Below are 22,070 nucleotides of genomic sequence, written 5' to 3' on the forward strand. Positions count from 1 at the left end.
AGGGGATGTGCGGCAATGGCCAAACAACACGGTAAGCACCCAGATACCGCCCTCGCTCAAAATCGGAAAGCACGCCATGACTACGCTGTTGAGGAAACCTATGAAGCTGGCATTGCGCTGACGGGGACGGAGATCAAATCCGTTCGCGATCGGCGGGTCAACTTAAAGGATGGTTTCGTTCAAGTTCGCAACGGTGAAGCCTGGATGCAAAACGTTCACATTAGTCCGTTTAAAGAGGGTAACCGTTATAACGTTGACCCGTTACGGTCCCGGAAACTTTTGTTGCACAAGAAAGAAATCAGTAAACTAGGTGCAGCAACAATGACTAAGGGTGTGACGATCATTCCACTTAAGATGTATCTCAAGCATGGATTTGCGAAGGTCTTAATTGGAGTCGCTCACGGGAAACGGGAATACGACAAACGGCAAGATATCAAGAAACGCGAACAACAGCGTCAAATCGACCGGGTCATGAAACATTACTAGGCATCGATTACGTTAGCGTTGCATCGCTGCATCATACAACGAGTATGGCAGTGTCATAAAAAGGTCTTCCAAGAATTAATTCGATTCTTGGAAGACCTTTTTTAGTATGTGTTGTTGGTGGTTCTGTGCCGTGGACGGACGACGGCAAGCATATATTTTATATGTACTGATGTAGTGCTCACTGTTATAAATGTTCTGGATACTAGCAAAATAGTTGTCAGGCTATAAATGTTTTGCGAAAGGTTGGTTACAAGCACTTGCGACTTAGCCGGTAATTATGTTAGCATATAATTGTATTGATAGTTAAACGCGTTATTTATTAATTGATTCAATAAATATAATTGATGCTAAACTTTGGAGAATGTTATTATTCTGATATTAATCAGATTTAGTATAACTAAAATTGATAATAAGCTAATTTTGATATGATTTATTGTATGGATTCTTGGGGGGACATGTATGAATAGATTTATAACGAGCAAGCAGCATTATAAAATGTATAAAAAGGGACGTTTCTGGGTATTTGCTGGTATTACCGTGGCTACCTTTACTCTGAATCCACTGATAAGTCGGGCAGATACGGAAACGACGACCGCAGCCACCGCAGCTACGACCACTGCTGAGGCATCCTCATCATCCAACTCACAGGTTTTAAGGACTACTACGACTAGTACAACAGGGGCAACGACTCAGTCTAGTGCGGCAACAACAAGTACCAGCGCTCGAAAAAAGCAGGCAGTTAGTGGCACAACCACTGACTCAAAGACTGAACAGCCGGTTACGGCAGTAGGCGGAAATGAAAACGTAACCAGCAATCTCAGTACCTCTGATTCAACAGCAGCAAGCAGTCAGGCTAAAACTGGTTCTGGCGACAGTTTGGACCAAACGGCAAACAGCTCAGTAAGTGTCGCATCGAGTTCACAGAAAGTCACAACACAAAATTCTGATTATCAAAATGATCAAGGAACGGGCTCTGAGAGTGGCATTCAATCTAATGTGACGGACACGGTGGTGGCTGATGAATCACTACAAACTAATCGTTCAAGTGTCGCATCGCCAAGTACTAGCACAATGGCCAGTATTGGTGACCCAGACTCGAAAGATTCTAATGAAACTGAAAAAGTTGTGGATTCAGAAACTAGTCCGATAGCTGTAACTGCCACAACTAATACAATTACGACGACTAACGATAAAGTCCAGTTAAATCGGGCACTATTAGCGCGAGCAGCCACACCCGCAACTGTTGTTTCAACTGGGACTATGGGAACAAGTGCCTGGCAGTATACAGATGATGGTGTGTTGACGATTCATGCTGGTGATTGGACCGGAGTGGGTGATGTCAGCGACGTACCGGGGGATTTTGGCAGTGAGTTAACGAAAGTAGTGATTGATGGTCCAATTAATGCGGGGACTGATACTAGTTATATGTTCCGGTATAATCCAAATTTGGCCAGTATTGATGGCCTTGAAAATCTGGATACTTCGAAAGTCACTGACTTTTCAATGATGTTTTTGGGAACCAAGATTGCTGACTTTTCAGGATTAGCGCATTGGAATGTCAGTTCTGGTACGTCCTTTGACTCTATGTTCGCCAGTGACTCGCGAGTTCAATCTTATGATTTAAGTCAGTGGCAGTTGAATACGGTTCAACCAGTGAGCTTAAAAAGAATGTTTTCATTTAACACGGCCTTGACCAGTATTGATCTAAGTACTTGGAATGTGCGGATGGTCACGGATATAGATGGGTTATTCAATGGAGATAAGAGTTTAACAACGGCGGATTTACATGGCTGGAACTTGTTGAATGTTACAGCGTTGTCATCGATGTTTTTAAATGATACCAATCTCACTGATCTTGATATAACGGGCTGGCAGACGGGCAGTACGTTAACTAGTACTAAGTTTATGTTTGAGGGAACCCCTGGATTAAAGGCAATCAACATTGCGAGCTTGGATATGTCTAACTTTGCGGCAGTGACTGAAGCTGATTTATATAAGGAACCTGCAGATCATGATATGTTTTTGAATCAAGATAGTAGCGGGAATCCGTTGCCCATGAACCTAAACGCATTAACGGTTGGGTCAAAAACATATTTAGTCGGTAGTTCATTGCCAGACATTCCAACTGGAACTGGCTATACCGGTAAATGGGTCAATCAAGCTGATGCCACCCAGACGTATACGTCGAGTGAGTTAATGGCTTTGTATAATGGCGTCGATAATTCAGCCGATACAATCACTTGGGTCTGGGAAACTAGCCCATCCTATGCTGATTTCACGTCCAAGAATGTAACCGGATTAATTGCCGGGCCGAAGACGACCTGGCGAGTTGCCGATAGTGTTGCAACACTAAAAGATGTGAATGGGACTGATATTTATGCGACGGCTGATACAGTCGTCAAAGTTATTAGCGTGAACGGCGATACTGCTGTAACGACGGTCGACACTCAAACTGCCGGTACCTATCAAGTTGACTTGCAGTACACGGATGCGTATGGCAAAGTATGGCAGCAAACTAGTACGGTTGCGGTAGCGGTAAATCAAGGCAAACTAGTTGGTAAACCATTGACGATTAAAATGGGTGCTAAGCCGACATATACGATGAGTGATTTAATCGACACGGACAACTCCCACAATGCAGCTGGCGATAAGCTAAGTGCCGACGAGCTCGCGACGGCCACGGTTTCAGGCTTGGATACGAGTAAAGCTGGCGCGCAAACGGTTACGCTGGCGTATACGGATGATGCCACTGGCATGGTCCACACGACAACCACCACAGTGACGATGGTCGCAACTAAGGCCGACTTAACAATGCGTAATAGTACCATCATTAAAGGGCCCAAAAACTCAAGTTGGGACTACCGCCAGTATGTCACGAGTGTCACTGATTTTGATGGGGACCCGGTTAGTTTAGACGGACTTAACATTGTGGTTGATCAGCAACCTGATTTAACGCAGATTGGGTCGCAAACTGTCACACTCACGTATACGGATGCGTTGGGCAATGTCATCAGCGTCCCAACTCAAGTAACAGTCGTTGCTTCTCAGGCACAAGTCACAGCCAAGGCGCCGTTAACGGTCTGGCCCAGTGAGGCTGCCCAATTAAAAGTTGCCGATTTGGTGACAATCACGGCTGCTAACGGGAGCCCCGTCGACACCAGCACCGACCTAACAGATGTCACAATGAGTTCAATTGACACGAGCAAGGGTGGCGCGCAGACCGTTACTATTACTTATACGGATGAAGCTGGCAATCTAGTGACAGCTTATGCCAAAGTAACGGTTGACCAATCAGATTTGAAGACCAAGCTAACGAATCCAATTGCGGGGCCTAAAGCTAAATGGGACTATCTAGCTGGTTTGGAATGGGTCAAGGATGCAAATGGAAAGTTGCTTGATAATCTCGCAACCGCTGATATTAAAGTCGTTACTGAACCTGATTTAAGTGTTGCGATGGTCGGCCATGACCAAACGGTGACACTCAGTTATACGGATGAGTTGGGCAAAGAACACTTAGTCACTGCGGTTGTCAACACGGTGGCTTCGAAGGCGAAGATTACGGCTGTCAGCGACCAGATCATCATACCTGATGAAGCCAAAAAGCTGACGGCAACCGACCTGGTCAGTGAGTTAATTGATGCGGCGGGAAATAAAGTCACGAATTTTGACGATGTGACGATGAGTGGTTTTGATGCTAAAGCTATCGGGCCACAAACCGTGACACTGACATATACGGATGCGTATGGTAACCAAACGACTGATTCGACGACAGTCACCGTTGATTTCGCCACCATCGCTGGTCAAGCGACATATCCAATTGCCGGTCCAACCGCGACTTGGGATTACCGGGACAGCGTGACTCAAGTTATCGATGCCAACGGAAAGACAATTGATGTCGATACTGCTGACATTACAGCCACGACACCGGATTTAGCTCCAGCAAAGGCTGGCAAGCCACAGACGGTTACGTTGACCTATACTGACAGTCTGGGTAAAGTTCACACGACCGCCGTGATTGTAACGACGACGCTTTCAAAGGCGAAGATTACGGCTGTCGTTGACCAGGTTATTTGGCCTGATCAAGCTAAACAACTGACGGCAACGGACTTAGTTGATCGTTTATACGATGCTGAAGGCCATCTGATTACAAATTACGACAATGTCAAAATGAGTCTGCTGGATTCCAAGCTAGCGGGACAGCAACGTTTGACGTTGACTTACACGGATGCTGCGGGTAATCAATCCGTCGCGTATGCCAATGTGACAGTCGACCAGGCAAAGCTAGTGACAAAACCAAGCACGGTAATTGCTGGCCCGACGGCAACGTGGCGTTACGAAGCAGGTATTAGTCAGCTGACGAATGCAGCTGGGCAACTTATTACCGTCCAACCGGGGACAATTAAAGTGTTGAACAGGCCAGATTTGAGTGTTGATTCAGTCGGGCAACAACAGCTGATTACGCTGATTTATACGGATGAGCTCGGGAAATCACAGTCGGCCACGGCAATGGTGACAGCTGTGGCCTCACAAGCTACGTTAACGGCCAAGAAAGCAGTTATTGTGCAACCGGATGCAGCGGCAAAGCTAACGGCTAATGACCTTGTAACGCGCTTAACGGACGCCTCTGGACAAGCGGTGACTGATTATCAAATCGTTCAGATGTCTAAGCTAGACGCGACCCGGCCAGGTGTTCAACCCGTCTCATTAACTTATACAGATGCGGCTGGTAACGAAGTAAGTGCCGTTGTAAAAGTAACGGTTGATCAGGCCAAGATTGAGAGTCAGAACCGGACTCAAATCTGGGGGCCAAGTATGACTTGGGATTATCGGCAACAGTTGGCGACTGTTACGGATTCGCAAGGCCACCAGTTGAATCCTGATCAAGCAAAAATTACGGTTATCACCGGCCCGCAACTGACGACTAAAATGATCGATAAGCCGCAAACGGTTACCTTGATGTACACGGATGATCTGCAACAGACGCATACTGTGTCAGCCACTTTGACCTTAACGGCATCACAGGCGGCACTCGTGCCACGTCCGGCACAGATTGTATGGGCCAAAGATGCGGGGCAACTGACGCCAGCCAACTTTTTGCAAACGATTACCGGTGCGGATGGCACTCAAGTGTCGTCTTTGACCAATGTCAAGATGAGTGCGGTCAATGCCAGCCAGTCTGGTGTCCAAACGGTGACTCTAACGTATACTGATGATTATGGCAACGAGGTGACAACAAACGCCCAAGTGACGGTTGATCAAGCCGCCTTAACGACCCAAACCGCTCGACCGGTTGCCGGACCAACTGCCCAGTGGGATTATCGGACGAACTTTAAAACTGTGACGAATGCTGCCGGTGAAGTGCTTAATGTCAGTGATGCCAATATTAAGGTATTGACAGGTCCAGATTTGAGCACAGCTATGGTGGAACGGCCTCAAGTCGTTACGTTCAGTTACACTGATGAATTAGGATTGACCCAAACCGCTTCGGCGAAGGTCACAACGGTCGCCTCACAGGCGCACATGACGACTCGTGCTGATCAGGTGATCTGGCCTGCAACTGTTGGCAAGTTAACGGTTGCGGATCTAATCACTGGTTTAACGGACGCCTGGGGCCAGACAAGTCAGAATTATCAAAACGTTACGATGACGGCCATCAATGCCCAACAGGCCGGGAAACAACAAGTCACCTTGACCTATACTGATGCGGTGGGCAACGTCAAAACTGCGACTACGACGGTGACGGTGGACCAAGCAGCATTGACGACTCAGCCACAAACGGTCATCGCGGGTCCGACTGCCAAGTGGGATTATCATCAGGGTATTGGAACGATCACTGATGGTATGGGCCAGCCGATTGCGGTCAACAACGCCGCTATTACAGTCGTGGCGATGCCAGACTTAACGGTTGCCCATGTTGGTCAGCCACAAACTGTGCAACTGGTTTACACGGACTCGCTAGGACAACAGCAAACGGCGTTGGTCCAAGTGACGACTGTTGCCACGCAGGCCAAAATCAGTACGCGGCCAGTTACCGTGATTGCCGGTCCTAAGACGACCTGGTCACTGAATGATAGTGTTGACTGGTCAACGAGTTTGGCAGCGGATGGCACGTCGCTGACAGCAGCGCAGCGCCAGCGGGTGACTGTAGATGGTCACCTGAACTTACAGCAGGCCGGCAATTATCCACTGACACTAAGTTACATGGACCGTGCGGGTAATTTGATTACTGTTATGACAAGCATCAATGTATTGGCCAGTCAGGCCCAGTTACAAGTGCGTGATAGTCAGTTGACCGTCGGAAACACTTGGACTGCTCAGGATAATTTTGAACGTGCAACCGATGCCCAGGGCCAAGTGCTGACATTAGCTGACATCGCGGTCGATGGTACGGTCGACACACAACGCGCTGGCCAGTACACGTTGACTTACCGCTATACGGATGTTGCCGGTAATCAGTTAACTAAGACGGCCGTGGTGACCGTGGTTTTACCTGACGATGATCACATTAACACGACCGACCCTGACAACAATGATCACGGCGAAACACCTAGCCCTGACGGCAATGATCATGCGGGCAACACTGATTCTAATGAAACACCGAAGCCGAGTGAGCGACCTAACGATTCGGATGGTCAGACCGTCGACTTGGGCGTTGGTGATCAGCTTACGACGAAGCAACAACCTGCCGCGGCTACTCAACCGCAGACTAAGGTCAAGACGGGCACTCAGTCAGCAGCGCCAGCCCTACCAGCCCAAAATGAGCGTACTAGCGCGGCCAAAGCGGCAGCGACCCCTGTGACACGAGTAACTGATACGGTTGCTGACACACTGCCACAGACAGACGAACGTAGCCAATCAGCACAGCAAGGTGCAGTATTACTTGGATTATCAGGATTATTCGGACTAATTGGATTAGGACGTCGGCGGCATAGGCATGAGGATTAAGCGTATGATTGGCGAGTTCAGTTCACTAGTTGGTTGAAATTGATAGCGATTTCTTGTAACGGACCGATTCAAAATGAATCGGTCCGTTTTGTTAACGATTGTTGCCACATGTTGCGAACCCAGTGTCAAGTACGCCGTTAATCGGTGATTAATGACTGAACAAAATTTTAAAACGTAAAAAGGGGGTACTTTCATCAGAATCTTTGTTAGAAATGACTATTTACTTTATTTTATTAAGTAAACAGCTGATGATAGCGACATCATTAAAGGAAAATTAAAAAAATATAACAAAATGGATTGGTCGTGCGACATGAATTATGTTATATTTTATGACATACCGTTCCGGTAAACTATTTGAGGAGGTCTCGTCGATGAGAAAGTGGCAAGTTGCAGTTGTCATGTTGTTAGCAGCGTTGGGAAGCTGGTTTGCGATTGGTACCCAGGCTCAGGCTAAGACGTATACGATTGCGACGGATACAACCTTTGCGCCGTTCGAATTTCAGGTCAAGGGTGGTAAGTATAAGGGAATTGATATCGATATTTTGAAGGCAATTGCCAAAAAAGAAAATTTCAATTATAAATTAAAAGCGCTTAGTTTTGGTGCCGCCGTTCAGCAGCTTAGTGCGAACCAAGTTGACGGGGTGATTGCCGGAATGAACATTACGGCCGAACGGAAGCAGACGTTTGACTTTTCAGACGCCTACTATACTTCCGGGGTGGTCATGGCCGTAGCTAAAGATAGCAAGGTCAAAACGTTTAAAGATTTGAAAGGTAAGACCGTGGCCCTTAAGACGGGGACAGCCGGTGCGACCTACGCAAAGTCGATTCAGAGCAAGTACGGGTTCAAAATCAAGTATTTCAATGACTCGAATAATATGTATAACGATGTAAAGGTCGGTAACTCGGCGGCTTGTTTTGAAGACTATCCCGTGATGTCATACGGAATCAAGAATGGCATCGCGTTGAAGATTGTTTCCAAGCAACACGAAGCCGGCGACTATGGTTTCGCGGTTAAAAAAGGTAAAAACGCGGAACTGTTAAAGAAATTTAACGCTGGTCTCAAAGCAATTAAAGCGGATGGGACTTACAAAAAGATTATTAACAAGTACTTGAAGTCTAGTGAAGCATCCTTAACGGGTGAAGACGCAAGCAGTCGGACCTTTATTGGCTTGTTCACCCAAAACTTGGATACGATTGGCTCAGGGTTATGGATGACCTTGGAATTAACGGTTATTTCAATTATTTTAGCAACGATCCTCGGACTGATTCTTGGGGTCTTAGGCGTTATGCCGGGGAAACTTGGTCCGGCCATCTCCAGTACGATTATTTATATTTTCCGTGGGATGCCATTGATGGTGTTGGCCTTCTTTATTTACATTGGGTTCCCAGACCTGATTGGGCACGGCTTTAAGATTCCCGCGTTCGTTGCTGGGATGATTACGTTGATGCTTAACGAAGGGGCCTATACCGGAGCCTTTGTTAAGGGGGGCTTTGCCGCGGTCGACGATGGTCAAATGGAGGCGGCCCGTTCACTCGGGTTGCCATACTGGACGGCCATGCGCAAGGTTATTATGCCCCAAGGAATTCGAATCATGATTCCGTCGTTCATTAACCAATTTATTATCACGTTGAAGGATACGTCAATTCTATCCGTTATTGGGATCGTTGAATTAACCCAAACTGGGACGTTGATTATTGCCCGGAACTTCGAAGGCTTTAAGATTTGGTTAATGATTGCGATTATTTATCTGATTATCATTACGTTATTAACATGGTTATCTAACTGGGTTCAAAGGAGGATTAACTAAGCATGGCGAAAGTAATTGTCAAAGATTTGCATAAAAGCTACGGCGATAACGAAGTCTTGAAAGGGTTAAACCTTGAAGTTCAAGATAACGAAGTAGTCTGCATGATTGGACCATCTGGTTCTGGTAAGAGTACGTTTTTACGCTGCTTAAATGACTTGGAAGTTCCAACACAAGGACAGGTTGTCATTAGCGGTTACGACCTTTCTGACAAGGGGACTAACATTAATTTGGTCCGTGAAAATATTGGGATGGTATTCCAACATTTCAACTTATTCCCGCACCTGTCAGTGTTACAAAACATCACCTTAGCACCAACGCAACTAAAAAAGGAAAGTCAACAGGAAGCTGAGAAAACGGCGCGTGACTTACTTGCCACGGTCGGCTTGTCCGATAAGGCGGATGCCATGCCGAAGTCCTTATCCGGTGGGCAAAAGCAACGGGTGGCCATCGCCCGTGCGCTAGCCATGCATCCGAAAATCATGCTGTTTGATGAACCAACTTCAGCACTAGATCCCGAAATGGTCGGGGACGTGTTGGACGTTATGAAGAAATTAGCTGCGGATGGGATGACGATGATCGTGGTCACGCACGAAATGGGCTTTGCCAAGGAAGTGGCCGACCGGGTCGTCTTTATGGCGGATGGGTTGATTCAAGAAACCGGGAAACCCGAGGATGTATTCGAACACCCACAAAGCCCCCGGTTACAAGATTTCTTACAAAAAGTGATCAACGTTTAAGTCTCGACTGATCATGCTCAAAGAATCAGGTAAATCGGCGCGACAAGGATTGATTTGATGCTTGTCGCGTCGGTTTGTTATTAAGTGGAGAATAATCAACGCCATAAATACGGCCGCCTTTGACGACGTGTCACTGTGACGTCGGGTTAGGTTAGCCAATCAGCGATGCTATACTGACTAAAAAACAACGGCCATTCCGATTGAGGGATGGCCGTTGTTTTTGGCTAGTGTATCAGTACCGGTGCTAGTTAGTGCTGGGGCACCTTATTACGGGGTGTCAATGTATAATTGCTTTCGCCAAAGCTAACATTGAGCCCTTTTTTTGCAACTGGTGTCCGCGTGCGGTTGGTTGGCTTTTGCCAGTGATCTAGAATCGCCGCAATGCAAATACACAGTGGTTCTGTGGATTGATCGGTGATTGCTAATTCGAATGCTTCGCCGTTAGTCGTCACAACTGGTCGCATCGTCATGACTAGTTCAGTACCATGATAGATGCGGTAGTTTTCGGCACTCAAGCTCCCCATGATAATCCAGCGAAGCTTGCGAACGTAGAGCATCTCGTGCCAAAAGCCCAGTGTTTTGCTAATCGAGCCGACGTTTTGACGGTTATAGTACAAATCGAATTTTGGCAACAATCCGAGGGTCGTTTGCCGAATCTCGGCAAGTAGTTCACCTTGGATCGCGTATAGACTGAGCGCGTCTTGGCGCCGCCCCCACCGGCCAACTAAGAGGTAATGGGATTGGTTATGCGCATCGCGAACAATCCGGGCACCTTGGGCGAAGCTATTGCGGCTGAAATATAATTTACGCATCTTCAACCTCCGTTTTCCGGAAACTATTGTTTGGCAAGCACTTCTAAGATTGCTTTGCCGACACCATCGTTGACGTTTGTATCGGTGATATAGCGGGCCAGCTGTTTGACTTCCGGACTGGCATTGCCCATAGCGTAACTTACGCCAGCTAATTCGAGCATGGAAACGTCGTTATTATTATCACCAATCGCCATGACATCGCTCATCGGGGTATTCAGCATGTTCGCATAGCGTTCGACCGCGATTCCCTTTTGTGCATTAATATTATTGATTTCGATATTTGACGCGGACGAAGATGTGATCTTAAGGGATGAATGTTTTGCAAGAATCTCATCGCTCAGAGGTTTGAGTTTAGTGGGACCTTCTTCACTGAAAGCAATGATTTTCATAACGTGCTTAGCAGGATCATCCAATAATTCGTTGTAGTTATCCACGTAATTGATGTCCATGAGTTCCAAACGGGCTGACGCGAGCGATACCGCAATTTTGAACGTTGTGTCTGGATTTAAATTGGTCAGGAGATGCGCAATTTGTTCGATTCGCTTGGCTTTACTGTTAGAGTAAATGCCATCATTGCCTACGACTTCAAAATAGTAACCTTGTGAGGTTAGCGTGTGAAAAACGGTGCGGGCCACACTATTGGTTATGGGCACCATGTCGAGCATTTTGCCAGAAGCGTCATAGACCTCAGCACCATTTAACGTAATCAGAGGTGCCGTGATACCTTGAGCGGCCAGCAGCGGCTGAGCTTCAGAAAACCGACGGCCGGTGGAGACGATAAAGTGCACGCCTTGCTGTTGTGCTTGACGGATGGCATCAGCGTTAAAATCGGAAACGACCATTTCATTGTTGAGTAGCGTTCCGTCCATATCAGAGGCGATAATCGAAATCATGTTGTCACATCCTTAGTTGTTTTAATAATTACATTCTAACATGTTTACGTCTGAATACAGAATTATTATCATTAGTGGTTTTGGTTATGATACAATAAAACGAGAGGTGTTAAGGATGAAAGCGTTTATTCACACGGACTGGTGGGACGTCTTAAAACCAGAGTTTGAGAAGCCCTATTACCACCAATTACATGAGTTTTTGAAAAATGAATACCGAACGAAAAATATTCACCCAGATATGTATAATATTTTTCAGGCCTTTGAATGGACGCCGTTTTCAGAAACAAAGGTCGTTATCTTAGGTCAGGATCCGTATCACGGACCTGGTCAGGCCCACGGGTTAAGTTTTTCAGTGTTACCGGGCGTGGCGGTGCCCCCATCACTAGTCAATATCTATAAAGAATTGCAAGATGATGTTGGTTGTACGCCGGTTAACCACGGTTACTTGGAAAGTTGGGCCAAGCAGGGCGTCTTGTTATTGAACTCCGTGCTGACGGTTCAAAATGGGGTAGCCTTTTCACACGCTGGTAAGGGCTGGGAACGACTGACGGACGTTGCCATTCAGCGCTTATCGGAGCGGTCGACGCCGGTTGTCTTTATCTTATGGGGTAAAGCGGCCCGCTCCAAGATCAAGCTGATTGATACCCAGACGAATGTCGTGTTACAAGCACCGCATCCGAGTCCGCTCTCAGCCTATCGCGGATTCTTTGGGTCCAAACCATTTTCAAAAACGAACATTGCGTTAACATCCTTCGGCGAACAGCCAATCAATTGGCAGTTACCAGAGCACGTCAATCTTGAGCATTAATTAATTTATTGGAGGGTTATCACATGGATTTATTTGAGTCATTAGCACAAAAAATTACTGGTAAAGATCAAACAATTGTTTTCCCTGAAGGAACTGAGCCCCGAATTGTCGGTGCGGCCGCGCGATTAGCTGCAGACGGCTTGGTTAAGCCGATCGTTTTAGGTGCCACCGACAAAGTTCAGGCTGTGGCTAGCGATTTGAATGCTGATTTAACCGGCGTTCAAGTCCTTGATCCTGCGACATACCCGGCTGAAGATAAGCAAGCGATGCTTGATGCTCTCGTTGAACGGCGGAAAGGCAAGAATACGCCAGAACAAGCGGCTAAGATGTTGGAAGATGAAAACTACTTTGGCACGATGCTCGTTTATATGGGCAAAGCGGATGGGATGGTTTCAGGTGCAATCCATCCAACTGGTGATACGGTACGGCCAGCGTTACAAATCATTAAGACCAAGCCCGGTTCACACCGAATCTCGGGTGCATTCATTATGCAAAAGGGTGAGGAACGCTACGTCTTTGCTGACTGTGCCATCAATATTGATCCCGATGCTGATACGTTAGCGGAAATTGCCACTCAGAGTGCGGCCACTGCTAAAGTCTTTGATATTGACCCGAAAGTTGCGATGCTCAGCTTCTCAACGAAGGGTTCAGCTAAGGGTGAAATGGTCACTAAAGTGCAAGAAGCAACGGCTAAAGCGCAAGCTGCTGAACCGGAATTGGCTATCGATGGCGAACTCCAATTTGACGCGGCTTTCGTTGAAAAAGTCGGCTTGCAAAAGGCCCCTGGTTCTAAAGTAGCCGGTCATGCCAATGTCTTTGTATTCCCAGAACTCCAGTCTGGTAATATTGGTTATAAGATTGCACAACGGTTCGGCCATTTTGAAGCGGTGGGTCCTGTCTTACAAGGCTTGAACAAGCCCGTCTCCGACTTATCACGTGGATGCAGTGAAGAAGACGTCTATAAGGTTGCGATTATCACAGCGGCCCAAGGATTAGCTTAAACGGTCACTTAGTTTGTTAAACGAGGGAAACTTCAGAGCTTGTACTTTGAAGTTTCCTTCGTTTTTTCTATAATAAGAACAGTTAATTTGGATGAGGAGTTGGAAGAATATGGAATCAATCACGGTAACGTCGCCGGAAGCAACCATGGCAATCGGGGCCAAGCTTGGCCAATTAGTGCAACCTGGTGATTTAATCTTACTAGATGGTGATTTAGGTGCTGGTAAGACAACTTTTACGAAGGGGTTAGCTAAGAGCCTGGGCATTCCTAATAACGTTAAGAGTCCGACTTTTACGCTCATCCGGGAATATCATCAGGGGCGACTACCGCTCTATCATATGGATGTTTACCGCTTGGAAGATGGCGGCGCGGAAGATTTAGGCTTAGATGAATACTTTGATGGTGACGGCGTGAGTGTCGTGGAATGGTCCCAATTTATTGCCGACCTTTTGCCAGCGACCTACCTGCGAATCGCAATTAGTCGGGATACCGACGCCGATGACCAGCGGGTGATGACCTTCAAGCCCATTGGTGAACACTATCAACGACTGGTTGATCAATTGAAGGAGTGACAACCATGGCAGAAGAAGTTGTTGATGTCCGGCCTGCTGAAGTCGCGGATGCAGCACAATTATTAGCGCTACTCGCTCAGCTCGGACGTGAAAGTAATACTTTCACTGTTGATGAAGGCATTGAGGATTTGAGCGAAACGGATGAACAGGCGCAAATTGCGCGTATCAATGGCACCACGACCAACATTATTTTCGTTGCGACATTGGACTCACGGTTGATTGGTATGAGTACCGTGCAAGCTAGTACGGATTTTAGTGCCGCGCAAGGTGAAGTTGGCGTGGCCGTCCTCAAAGAATTTTGGGGCATGGGTCTGGGGACTGCGTTGATTGAAGAAGTCTTAGATTGGGCGCGTAATTATAGCTCACTGGAACGCCTCGTGTTGACGGTCCAGTTACGAAATGTGCGTGCCGTTAAGCTGTACCGGCATCTTGGGTTCGAAAATTGTACGGCAACGAGCTATGATGTCGTTGACCCAACCGGCAAACGGGTTCCGGCAATTGATATGGGCATGTGGGTTTGACATCCAGGATTCACGGCACGGACGGCAAACAGATTCTGATGGGGAGATGAGTCGGAATCTAAGCATGAATGAACCAGAGCCTACCTGGCGACTGCTTGTGAACGGTTGGCGCATCCTTCAGTCGGCCAGTGAGGTGATACGATAGCTGTGAATATTGATAAGCAGTTGCGATGCGTAAACAAAAAAGTCCAGCATCTTATGGCTGGACTTGCATGAATTTCGTTTTAACCCTGAACGCGAACGAAAGGTTTGAGTTGCTCGGTTCCAAAGGCTTGCGCTTCGGTGAGTAGAATGTTGGCACAGGCTAAGCTATCATCCAACGCATTATGATGATGTTGCAGGTCGATATCCAGTGCGCGACAGACCGTATCCAGCTTGTGATTAGGTAATTCTGGATAGAAGCGCTGACTCGTCTTGACGGTGTCCATGGATAGGTACTCTGGTGCACTAATGCCGTAGTGGGCAAGCGTATTGCGCAACACGCCAATATCGAACGGTGCGTTGTGTGCAATCACGAGGCGGTCGCGCTGGAAGAATGGCGCAATGTGTTGCCAAACTTCCGGAAATTTCGGGGCATCCGCGACGTCTTCTTCGTGAATCCCATGAATTTGGACGTTTCGCCAGAAAAAGTCACTCTCGGGTTTGATAAGTGTGTAAAATTCATCGCTGACTTGGTCATTTCGGACGACTGTCAGCGCAAGTGAACAAGCACTGTCACGTTTCGCGCTCGCCGTTTCAAAGTCCATTGCGACAAAGTTCAAAGTTGCCACCACCGTTTCTAAAGAATAGGATTATCGTACAAAGAATCTCGGTGATTTTCAAGTTAATGGTTCGGAAGGATGATGTCAAGTTCCACTGGACAGTGATCGGAACCGAAAATTTCATTATGAATGCGCGCGTTCAAGAGCTGACTGTCCAATTGTTGTGACGTAATAAAGTAGTCGATCCGCCAACCGGAATTGTTGTCACGCGCATGACCACGATAACTCCACCATGAGTAAGTGTCGGTCTGATCAGGATAGAAGTGGCGGAACGTGTCGGTGTAGCCCGCGGCGAGTAGCCGGTCAAACTTGGCCCGTTCTTCGTCAGTGAAACCAGCACTATGGTGATTACTACGCCAGTTCTTCAGGTCGATATTTTCGTGGGCCACGTTAAGGTCACCACAGAAGATCAACGGCTTGTTGGCACTCAGACCGTTAATGTATGTGAGAAAAGCATCTTCCCAATGTTGCCGATAGTCGAGTCGCTTTAATGCACCACCTGAATTAGGGGTATAACACGTTAAGACGTAGTAATCCGCGTATTCAAGGGTGATGACGCGACCTTCGTCATCGAATTCCGGCACGCCGATACCATAAGTCACATTAAGCGGCTCGTGTTTGGTGAAAATTGCCGTACCTGAATAGCCTTTGCGTTCGGCGTAGTTCCAGTATTGATGGTAACCTGGAAAGTCCAGTTCAATCTGGCCCGCCTGTAGTTTGGTTTCTTGTACACAGAAAAAATCAGCATCGAGTTCATTAAAAGTCGTGACAAAGCCGTGCTTGACGGCAGCACGCAGTCCGTTAACGTTCCAAGAGATAAGTTTCACGTGAGTTTCAGACCTTTCAAGTAATTTACTCATATTGTAACACGGTAGCCGTGGGTTATTTTAATCATAATTGAATCAGCGCACCGTATTTAAACCAGACGTGGCGGATAGGGCCCGTGCTGAATTATTGCGAAGCACACTGGTTAGTTTGACAGGCAGGAGTGTCTTTGATTGACCGAGTGTCAGCAGGCCCGCGCTAGCGAACATGACTTTCATGCGCGGCACACTTTCTCGCTGACCATCACGGCTGTGAACGAGATGTTTGATCATTTGAAATGCGGATGCGACCTGCGAACCCTAAGTAGGGCCTAAAAGAAAATTGATGGTAAAATTGGAGGAATATCAATGTTAAAAATTGGTGTCATTGGTTTGGGCAACATTGCTCAGAAAGCGTATTTACCCGTTATGGCGGCGATGCAAGACCAGTATGAATTTCACCTAACGACGCGTAATCCTGCAAAACGGGCGCAACTAGCGACGATGTATGGGTTTCAACACACCCATGCGACACTTGAGGAATTAATGGCAGTTAAACCGGCGGCCGTATTTGTTCATACCCCCACGGACACGCATGCAGCCATCATCAAGCAGCTGTTGTTGGCCGGCATTCACGTTTATGTTGATAAGCCGGTGGCGACCGATCTTCAGGTGGTCCAGAGCCTGTACGATTTAGCCGCAGCGCGGCACCTACTATTGACGTGTGGGTTTAACCGCCGTTTTGCCCCTTTTAATCAGCAATTGAAGGCGTTGCCTGATAAACGGATGTTAGTGGCTGAAAAGGTTCGCGAAGCGGGTGGTCAAGATCCCGAGACGGCGGTTTTCGACCTGATGATCCACATGGTCGATACGGGGCTATTCTTGTTAGATGAACCCCTCGAACACACTAGTGGCCGGGTGACGACCACAGATACCGGGGCGCTGGCGCAAGGCTATTTGACCGTACAGACAGCTCATGAGCAATTGGAAGTTATCACGAATATGTATGGCGGGGTCAATCTGGAACAAGTGACAGTCCAAACGACGGGCCAACGTGTGAGCGTGACTGATTTAAGTACTAAAACGGTAATGACGACGGCGACGACTACCACGACGGCTTTTCCAGATTGGACACCAACATTGGAAAAGCGGGGGTTTGCACCTCTGATTCGTGCATTTCTGACGGCGGTAGCGACACACGGGCCCAATCCAGTCGATCCAACGACCGCAATTACCAGTCATGCGGTGTGCCGTCATTTATTAAGTGATTAAAAAGTGATAAAATTAACTGATGGACTTACAAATTTCAACCGGATTATAGCGTTCCAATAGCGTTTCAACATAACCGTGATTGGTGTGTCAGCTTAAATCAAAAACGCTATGCGGTTAAAGTGATTATTAACGTAAGTGAATTAAATCGAAACACGAAAGGAACTTTTCACCATGACCAAAGATGTCTTGGCCACTTTTCCAGCCATCGAAATTAAAAAAGATGAATCACTAAGTCATTATACGAATACTAAAACAGGCGGTCCCGCTGATTACGTTGCGTTTCCGAAGTCAATCAGTGAGACGAAAGCCCTGATTACATTTGCTAATGAACAAGATTTACCACTAACTGTGATTGGTAATGCCAGTAACTTGATCGTCAAAGATGGTGGTATCCGCGGATTAACGATCATTCTCACCCGCATGAATCAAATTCATGCGAGTGGTAATAAAGTCGTTGCTGAAGCTGGTGCCGCAATTATTGCAACGACTAAGGTTGCATGTGGGGCTAGCTTGACCGGTCTCGAATTTGCAGCTGGGATTCCCGGTAGTGTCGGAGGTGCAGTCTTCATGAATGCCGGCGCGTACGATGGCGAAATGAGTGAAGTTGTTGAAACGGTGACGGTTTTGACGCCAGCGGGGCAACTTAAAACCCTGGATCACGACGAATTAGATTTTGGCTATCGGCACAGTACGATCCAAGATTACGATGATATCGTGGTGTCCGCGACATTTGGTCTCAAGCGAGGTAATCAGACTAAGATTCAAGCGCGGATGGACGAATTGAACACGTTGCGAGCAGCCAAACAACCGTTGGAATGGCCGTCATGTGGGAGTGTTTTTAAGCGACCAACCGGGTATTTTACTGGTAAACTAATTCATGATGCCGGTTTGCAGGGCCATCGCATCGGTGGTGCTGAAGTTTCTAAGAAGCACGCGGGTTTTATTATCAATGTCGACCACGCTACGGCGACAGATTATATGGACATGATCCACTATGTCCAGAAAGTTGTATTTGAACGGTTTGGCGTCCACCTTCAGACGGAAGTCCGGATTATTGGTGAAGACGTCGTTCAAGGTTAGTTATGTCAATTTAACAAAGGAGGCAACCACTAGATGCCAATTATCGAATTAGTGATTTTACTGGCATGTTTAGTGCTGCTGTCGAACGTATTGAGCCACTATCTAGTCGCAATCCCGGTCAGTTTAATTCAAGTCGGGCTGGGTCTAGGAGTGGCTTTATTATTAAATGTACAGGTAAAACTGCAAACAGATTGGTTTATGCTCGTCTTTATTGCGCCCATGCTGTACAACGATGGCAGAGAATTTCCAAAACAGGAATTATGGGAACTACGCGGGGCAATTTTTGCGAATGCAATCGTCCTCGTCTTTATTACCACCATTCTCGGTGGCTTTTTGATTCACGTATTGATTCCAACGATTCCATTAGCTGTTGGAATCGCGTTGGCCGCCATTCTCTCGCCAACTGATCCGATTGCCGTGCAGTCGATTTCGGAAGGGGTCAAGTTACCTAAAGAGATTTTGCACTTGGTCAGTGGCGAAAGCCTGATTAATGATGCGAGTGGGCTGATTGGGTTCAAATATGCGTTAGCTGCAGCGGTTACCGGTACGTTTGTGCTCGGTGAAGCAGTTGGCGATTTCTTCTATATTAGTCTGGTTGGTTTAGCCGTTGGGCTGGCCCTGATTACGATCATTCAACTCATTCGCGACGTGTTACGACGAGAGGGTATCAACGACATCGTGTTCAACGTGGTGTTACAGATTCTCACGCCGTTTGCGATTTATTTCATCGCTGAAGAATGGTTCCACGCATCCGGCGTTGTCGCCGTGGTTGCGGCCGGGGTGTTATCACACCTACAAAATTCACATGAAGGTGAAGATGCACCAGAGCTACGATTAGTGACGGAACGGGTCTGGAACGTTGTGGTTTACTTATTGAATGGGATCGTCTTCTTGATTCTTGGGATTGAATTGCCAGCCGCAACGCAGGCAACTATTAAAGGCGCCCATACGAATACGCTGCATGCGATCTTTGACGTGCTGATTGTCTGGGGAATCCTACTACTGATTCGGGTCGCTTGGACCTATGCCTACATGCTGTTTAACTGGTTACGGCATCATAAGAAGTCCAAGCCCAGTCTCAGAATTGCAGCATTGTCCGGTCTATCGGGTGTGCGGGGGGCCATTACGATGGCCGGGGTCTTCACGATTCCGACCGTAATCGCGTCTGGCAAAGCCTTCCCGGAACGCGCGCTCGTGTTGTTCATCGCGGCTGGCGTCATTATCGTTAGTTTAGTCGCCGCGGCGGGGATTTTGCCGCTGATGGCTGCCAAATCACTTCCTTTTGTCACGCGGGGATCTAGTCCAGATGAAGACGATACGGTCTTGGCGGAGGAACCAGATGACAGCGATGATGGCAGTGGTCAACTGCCACAGTTAACTTATAAGCAAGCCCGCATTTATATTCTACAGTTAGCGGTTCAGAATATTGAAGAACACCGGCGACCAGCTAATCAACGCGCGGCCTATGATTTGATTCTGGATCAGCAGTTTCAGATCCGGCGTCTAGAAGTGGCGTCACAAACTGCGGATGAGTTGGCACCGATGTTGACAGATGAATTGGAACTTCGCTTAGTGGCATTAAATGGCGAACGAGCCGCCGTCAGAGAGATGATTGCGAACAAACAGACCAGTAAGTTAGCTGGCCAGGTCTACTTACGGCGTGTCGATCGGCGTGAGCAGCGTTTCTTACAAGCGACGCATCGCCAGGGCCTCCCGACATTACGCTCATTGCGGTTATTACTGTCGCGTGCAATGCAGGGGGTTCGACTATGGTTAGCACCTGGTGATAGCGAAGAATTGCGGGTGGCATTGTTGGACATTCAACGCGAAGCTTCCAAAGCCGCCATCAAAGCTTTGTCGCAGTATCTCAAGCAGGCCAACGTTGATGAACAACAGTTTGATCGCCAGGCACTGTATCACCTAATCGTTCATTACCGAAACCGTATCGAGAATGCGAAAAATGATCACACGTTATCACGTGACGATTATGAACAACAGTTGCACGGATTACGGATCAAGAGCCTCGGTGCTGAACGTGCTGGCGTACAGCATTTGTTAGAGAGCGGTCAAATTAGTCTCCGCACCGCGGCAAAGTTACGGCAGTTCATTAATTACTCGGAGAACTTATTAATGCTCAATGATATTGAGGCCGATGAAGATTAGTTAACTTTTTAGATTGTAAATCAGTAGTTCTAGGTTATAATGATGTTAGAGTAGTATTGACGGTGAATGGTTAGGTTTGCAAATTAATCATTACTTAAGCGGACGAATAAGGGCAGCCTTACAGGGGGAAACATCATTATGACAGAATCAGAAATTCATGAACGCTTCGTGGACACTTATATGCATATTTTAAAATATGTCGGGGACTTCGTTTCAGTGCCGACCCGGCCGTATAAGATCACGTTTGAGGCCTACACGGTTATGCGGATGATTGCAACAAGTGAGGAGCCGCTGACGTTGGTCAAGATTGCGAAAGAGCAGCGGGTTTCACGGAGTGCGATTGCACGTCAAATCAACGTGTTATTAGATTTGAAATACATTGAACAAACCACGAATACGCATGACCGTCGAATCAAGTACTTGTCGTTAACACCAGCTGGCCATAAAGTGGAACAAGAAATTACCAAGGCTTCAGAAGAACGCTTTCATCAATGGGTCCAAGTTTATGGTGAAAAGCGGGCGAGTGATACGTTGCGTTATATTAACGACGCGGAGCAAAAGGCAACAGAACTGGGGTTCAGTGGCTTTAGTGGTTTGCACGACAAGCGGGGACGGCATACCGAATACAGTGATCCTAAGACGAAGAATTAGCTAATATTTAGTGAATAATAAGAAACACCGTTTGAACTGACGATTAAATCAGTTCAAACGGTGTTTTTAATTGCGTTAAGATTTATCCGGTGTTTGTGGCGGCATCGTTGGCATCGCGAATCGCCAAGCCGCGTAAATGAGCAGTTGAAGTAACCACATCATTAAGACGAAAGCGAGCATCTTTAGCGACCACATTTCAACCAACTGCTTCACAATATACTGTGGGGTAATCAGCAAGTAGATGGAGTGCAGGCGGAGGAAGCGGCCAACGTAAACGCCGACACTTGCAAATAGAAAGAGTGCGGCACAGATGAGACTACGACTGGCAGGAAGCCGGTGTAAGTGCAACCGCTGGGTGAGCTGCTGGGCAATCCGGTCGACGCCCCAGGTACCAATAATCGTAGATACCATCATCGGCCCAACTAGGTAAGCAAAATCCCGCCACATCGGTAAGTCGAAACGGAGAAGACCGTTGATTCCGTAGGGCTTCAATAGGCTGAGGTGGAACAAATCAGTCATTAAGTATGGTGCATTCGGATAGAAAAGCAACCAAATGACTGCAATCAGCCAAAATAATAGTGGGCTCCGTCGGGGTGTTAGCCAGAAACTCAGCTCAATCGGAATATAAGCCAAAATCGAATTAAGTAGTAGAAAATGAAACGCGCCGTGTAAGTCGACCGCTGCGAAGATGAAAAATCCCCAGAATGCGAGTCGCACAAACCACCGCTGTAACTTAGTCATTTAGTCACTTCCCTTCT

General features: G+C 47.2%; 18 protein-coding genes. 12 read left to right on the plus strand and 6 right to left on the minus strand.

Annotated elements, in window-relative coordinates; translation table 11 throughout:
- Window positions 1-15: 15 nt before the first annotated feature.
- From smpB to V7R88_RS03010, 4 genes are all read left to right on the plus strand, one after another.
- A complete protein-coding gene (smpB, locus tag V7R88_RS02995) occupies window positions 16-486 on the plus strand; it encodes an SsrA-binding protein SmpB (protein ID WP_003641053.1) in 471 nt (156 codons plus the stop codon).
- Window positions 487-945: 459 nt separating this feature from the next.
- Window positions 946-7,431, plus strand: a complete 6,486-nt coding sequence (locus V7R88_RS03000; RefSeq protein WP_338816421.1) for a bacterial Ig-like domain-containing protein — start codon at window positions 946-948, stop codon at window positions 7,429-7,431.
- 371 nt (window positions 7,432-7,802) lie between these two features.
- Entirely contained in the window at window positions 7,803-9,239 is a 1,437-nt protein-coding gene (locus V7R88_RS03005; protein ID WP_003643977.1) for an amino acid ABC transporter substrate-binding protein/permease, read from the plus strand.
- 2 nt (window positions 9,240-9,241) lie between these two features.
- Window positions 9,242-9,976: an amino acid ABC transporter ATP-binding protein gene (locus V7R88_RS03010; protein WP_003641056.1), complete on the plus strand. Its 735-nt coding sequence runs from the start codon at window positions 9,242-9,244 to the stop codon at window positions 9,974-9,976.
- Between the two features lie 248 nt (window positions 9,977-10,224).
- Here V7R88_RS03010 and V7R88_RS03015 read toward each other — a convergent pair whose 3' ends face one another.
- Both V7R88_RS03015 and V7R88_RS03020 read right to left on the minus strand, forming a co-directional pair.
- On the minus strand, window positions 10,225-10,788 hold the full coding sequence (locus V7R88_RS03015) for an LURP-one-related/scramblase family protein (RefSeq protein ID WP_054399030.1): 564 nt from the start codon (window positions 10,786-10,788) through the stop codon (window positions 10,225-10,227).
- Between the two features lie 23 nt (window positions 10,789-10,811).
- On the minus strand, window positions 10,812-11,681 hold the full coding sequence (locus tag V7R88_RS03020; protein WP_054399027.1) for a Cof-type HAD-IIB family hydrolase: 870 nt from the start codon (window positions 11,679-11,681) through the stop codon (window positions 10,812-10,814).
- A 115-nt stretch (window positions 11,682-11,796) separates the two neighbouring features.
- On the opposite strand from V7R88_RS03020, the gene V7R88_RS03025 reads away from it, so the two are divergent.
- From V7R88_RS03025 to V7R88_RS03040, 4 genes are all read left to right on the plus strand, one after another.
- Window positions 11,797-12,489 (plus strand): uracil-DNA glycosylase, encoded by a 693-nt coding sequence (locus tag V7R88_RS03025; RefSeq protein ID WP_054399024.1) that lies wholly within the window; start codon window positions 11,797-11,799, stop codon window positions 12,487-12,489.
- A gap of 23 nt (window positions 12,490-12,512) precedes the next feature.
- Window positions 12,513-13,490, plus strand: coding sequence for a phosphate acetyltransferase (gene pta / locus V7R88_RS03030; RefSeq protein WP_054399023.1), 978 nt, complete (start codon window positions 12,513-12,515; stop codon window positions 13,488-13,490).
- Between the two features lie 109 nt (window positions 13,491-13,599).
- Window positions 13,600-14,061 (plus strand): tRNA (adenosine(37)-N6)-threonylcarbamoyltransferase complex ATPase subunit type 1 TsaE, encoded by a 462-nt coding sequence (tsaE, locus tag V7R88_RS03035; protein ID WP_054399021.1) that lies wholly within the window; start codon window positions 13,600-13,602, stop codon window positions 14,059-14,061.
- A 5-nt stretch (window positions 14,062-14,066) separates the two neighbouring features.
- Window positions 14,067-14,582 carry a GNAT family N-acetyltransferase gene (locus V7R88_RS03040; RefSeq protein ID WP_338816423.1) on the plus strand — a complete coding sequence of 172 codons (516 nt, stop codon included), beginning with the start codon at window positions 14,067-14,069 and terminating at the stop codon, window positions 14,580-14,582.
- Window positions 14,583-14,806: 224 nt separating this feature from the next.
- On the opposite strand, the gene V7R88_RS03045 is transcribed toward V7R88_RS03040, so the two are convergent.
- From V7R88_RS03045 to V7R88_RS03055, 3 genes are all read right to left on the minus strand, one after another.
- The gene (locus V7R88_RS03045; RefSeq protein ID WP_054399017.1) at window positions 14,807-15,343 is read right to left on the minus strand and encodes a 3'-5' exonuclease; all 537 of its coding nucleotides are present in this window, start codon (window positions 15,341-15,343) and stop codon (window positions 14,807-14,809) included.
- A 62-nt stretch (window positions 15,344-15,405) separates the two neighbouring features.
- The gene (locus V7R88_RS03050; RefSeq protein ID WP_054399015.1) at window positions 15,406-16,170 is read right to left on the minus strand and encodes an exodeoxyribonuclease III; all 765 of its coding nucleotides are present in this window, start codon (window positions 16,168-16,170) and stop codon (window positions 15,406-15,408) included.
- 75 nt (window positions 16,171-16,245) lie between these two features.
- On the minus strand, window positions 16,246-16,386 hold the full coding sequence (locus V7R88_RS03055; RefSeq protein WP_338816424.1) for a hypothetical protein: 141 nt from the start codon (window positions 16,384-16,386) through the stop codon (window positions 16,246-16,248).
- A 129-nt stretch (window positions 16,387-16,515) separates the two neighbouring features.
- On the opposite strand from V7R88_RS03055, the gene V7R88_RS03060 reads away from it, so the two are divergent.
- The 4 genes from V7R88_RS03060 (at window position 16,516) to V7R88_RS03075 (ending at window position 21,312) form a co-directional block, all read left to right on the plus strand.
- The gene (locus tag V7R88_RS03060; protein ID WP_338816425.1) at window positions 16,516-17,418 is read left to right on the plus strand and encodes a Gfo/Idh/MocA family oxidoreductase; all 903 of its coding nucleotides are present in this window, start codon (window positions 16,516-16,518) and stop codon (window positions 17,416-17,418) included.
- 171 nt (window positions 17,419-17,589) lie between these two features.
- Window positions 17,590-18,498 (plus strand): UDP-N-acetylmuramate dehydrogenase, encoded by a 909-nt coding sequence (murB, locus tag V7R88_RS03065; RefSeq protein ID WP_054399011.1) that lies wholly within the window; start codon window positions 17,590-17,592, stop codon window positions 18,496-18,498.
- A 33-nt stretch (window positions 18,499-18,531) separates the two neighbouring features.
- Window positions 18,532-20,661 carry a cation:proton antiporter gene (locus tag V7R88_RS03070; RefSeq protein WP_054399009.1) on the plus strand — a complete coding sequence of 710 codons (2,130 nt, stop codon included), beginning with the start codon at window positions 18,532-18,534 and terminating at the stop codon, window positions 20,659-20,661.
- Between the two features lie 138 nt (window positions 20,662-20,799).
- Window positions 20,800-21,312, plus strand: coding sequence for a MarR family transcriptional regulator (locus V7R88_RS03075; RefSeq protein WP_054399007.1), 513 nt, complete (start codon window positions 20,800-20,802; stop codon window positions 21,310-21,312).
- Window positions 21,313-21,387: 75 nt separating this feature from the next.
- On the opposite strand, the gene V7R88_RS03080 is transcribed toward V7R88_RS03075, so the two are convergent.
- Window positions 21,388-22,053, minus strand: a complete 666-nt coding sequence (locus tag V7R88_RS03080; protein ID WP_054399005.1) for a DUF1361 domain-containing protein — start codon at window positions 22,051-22,053, stop codon at window positions 21,388-21,390.
- Window positions 22,054-22,070: the final 17 nt, after the last annotated feature.

The organism is Lactiplantibacillus argentoratensis (assembly GCF_037290055.1).
In the GTDB taxonomy this organism is placed as follows: domain Bacteria; phylum Bacillota; class Bacilli; order Lactobacillales; family Lactobacillaceae; genus Lactiplantibacillus; species Lactiplantibacillus plantarum.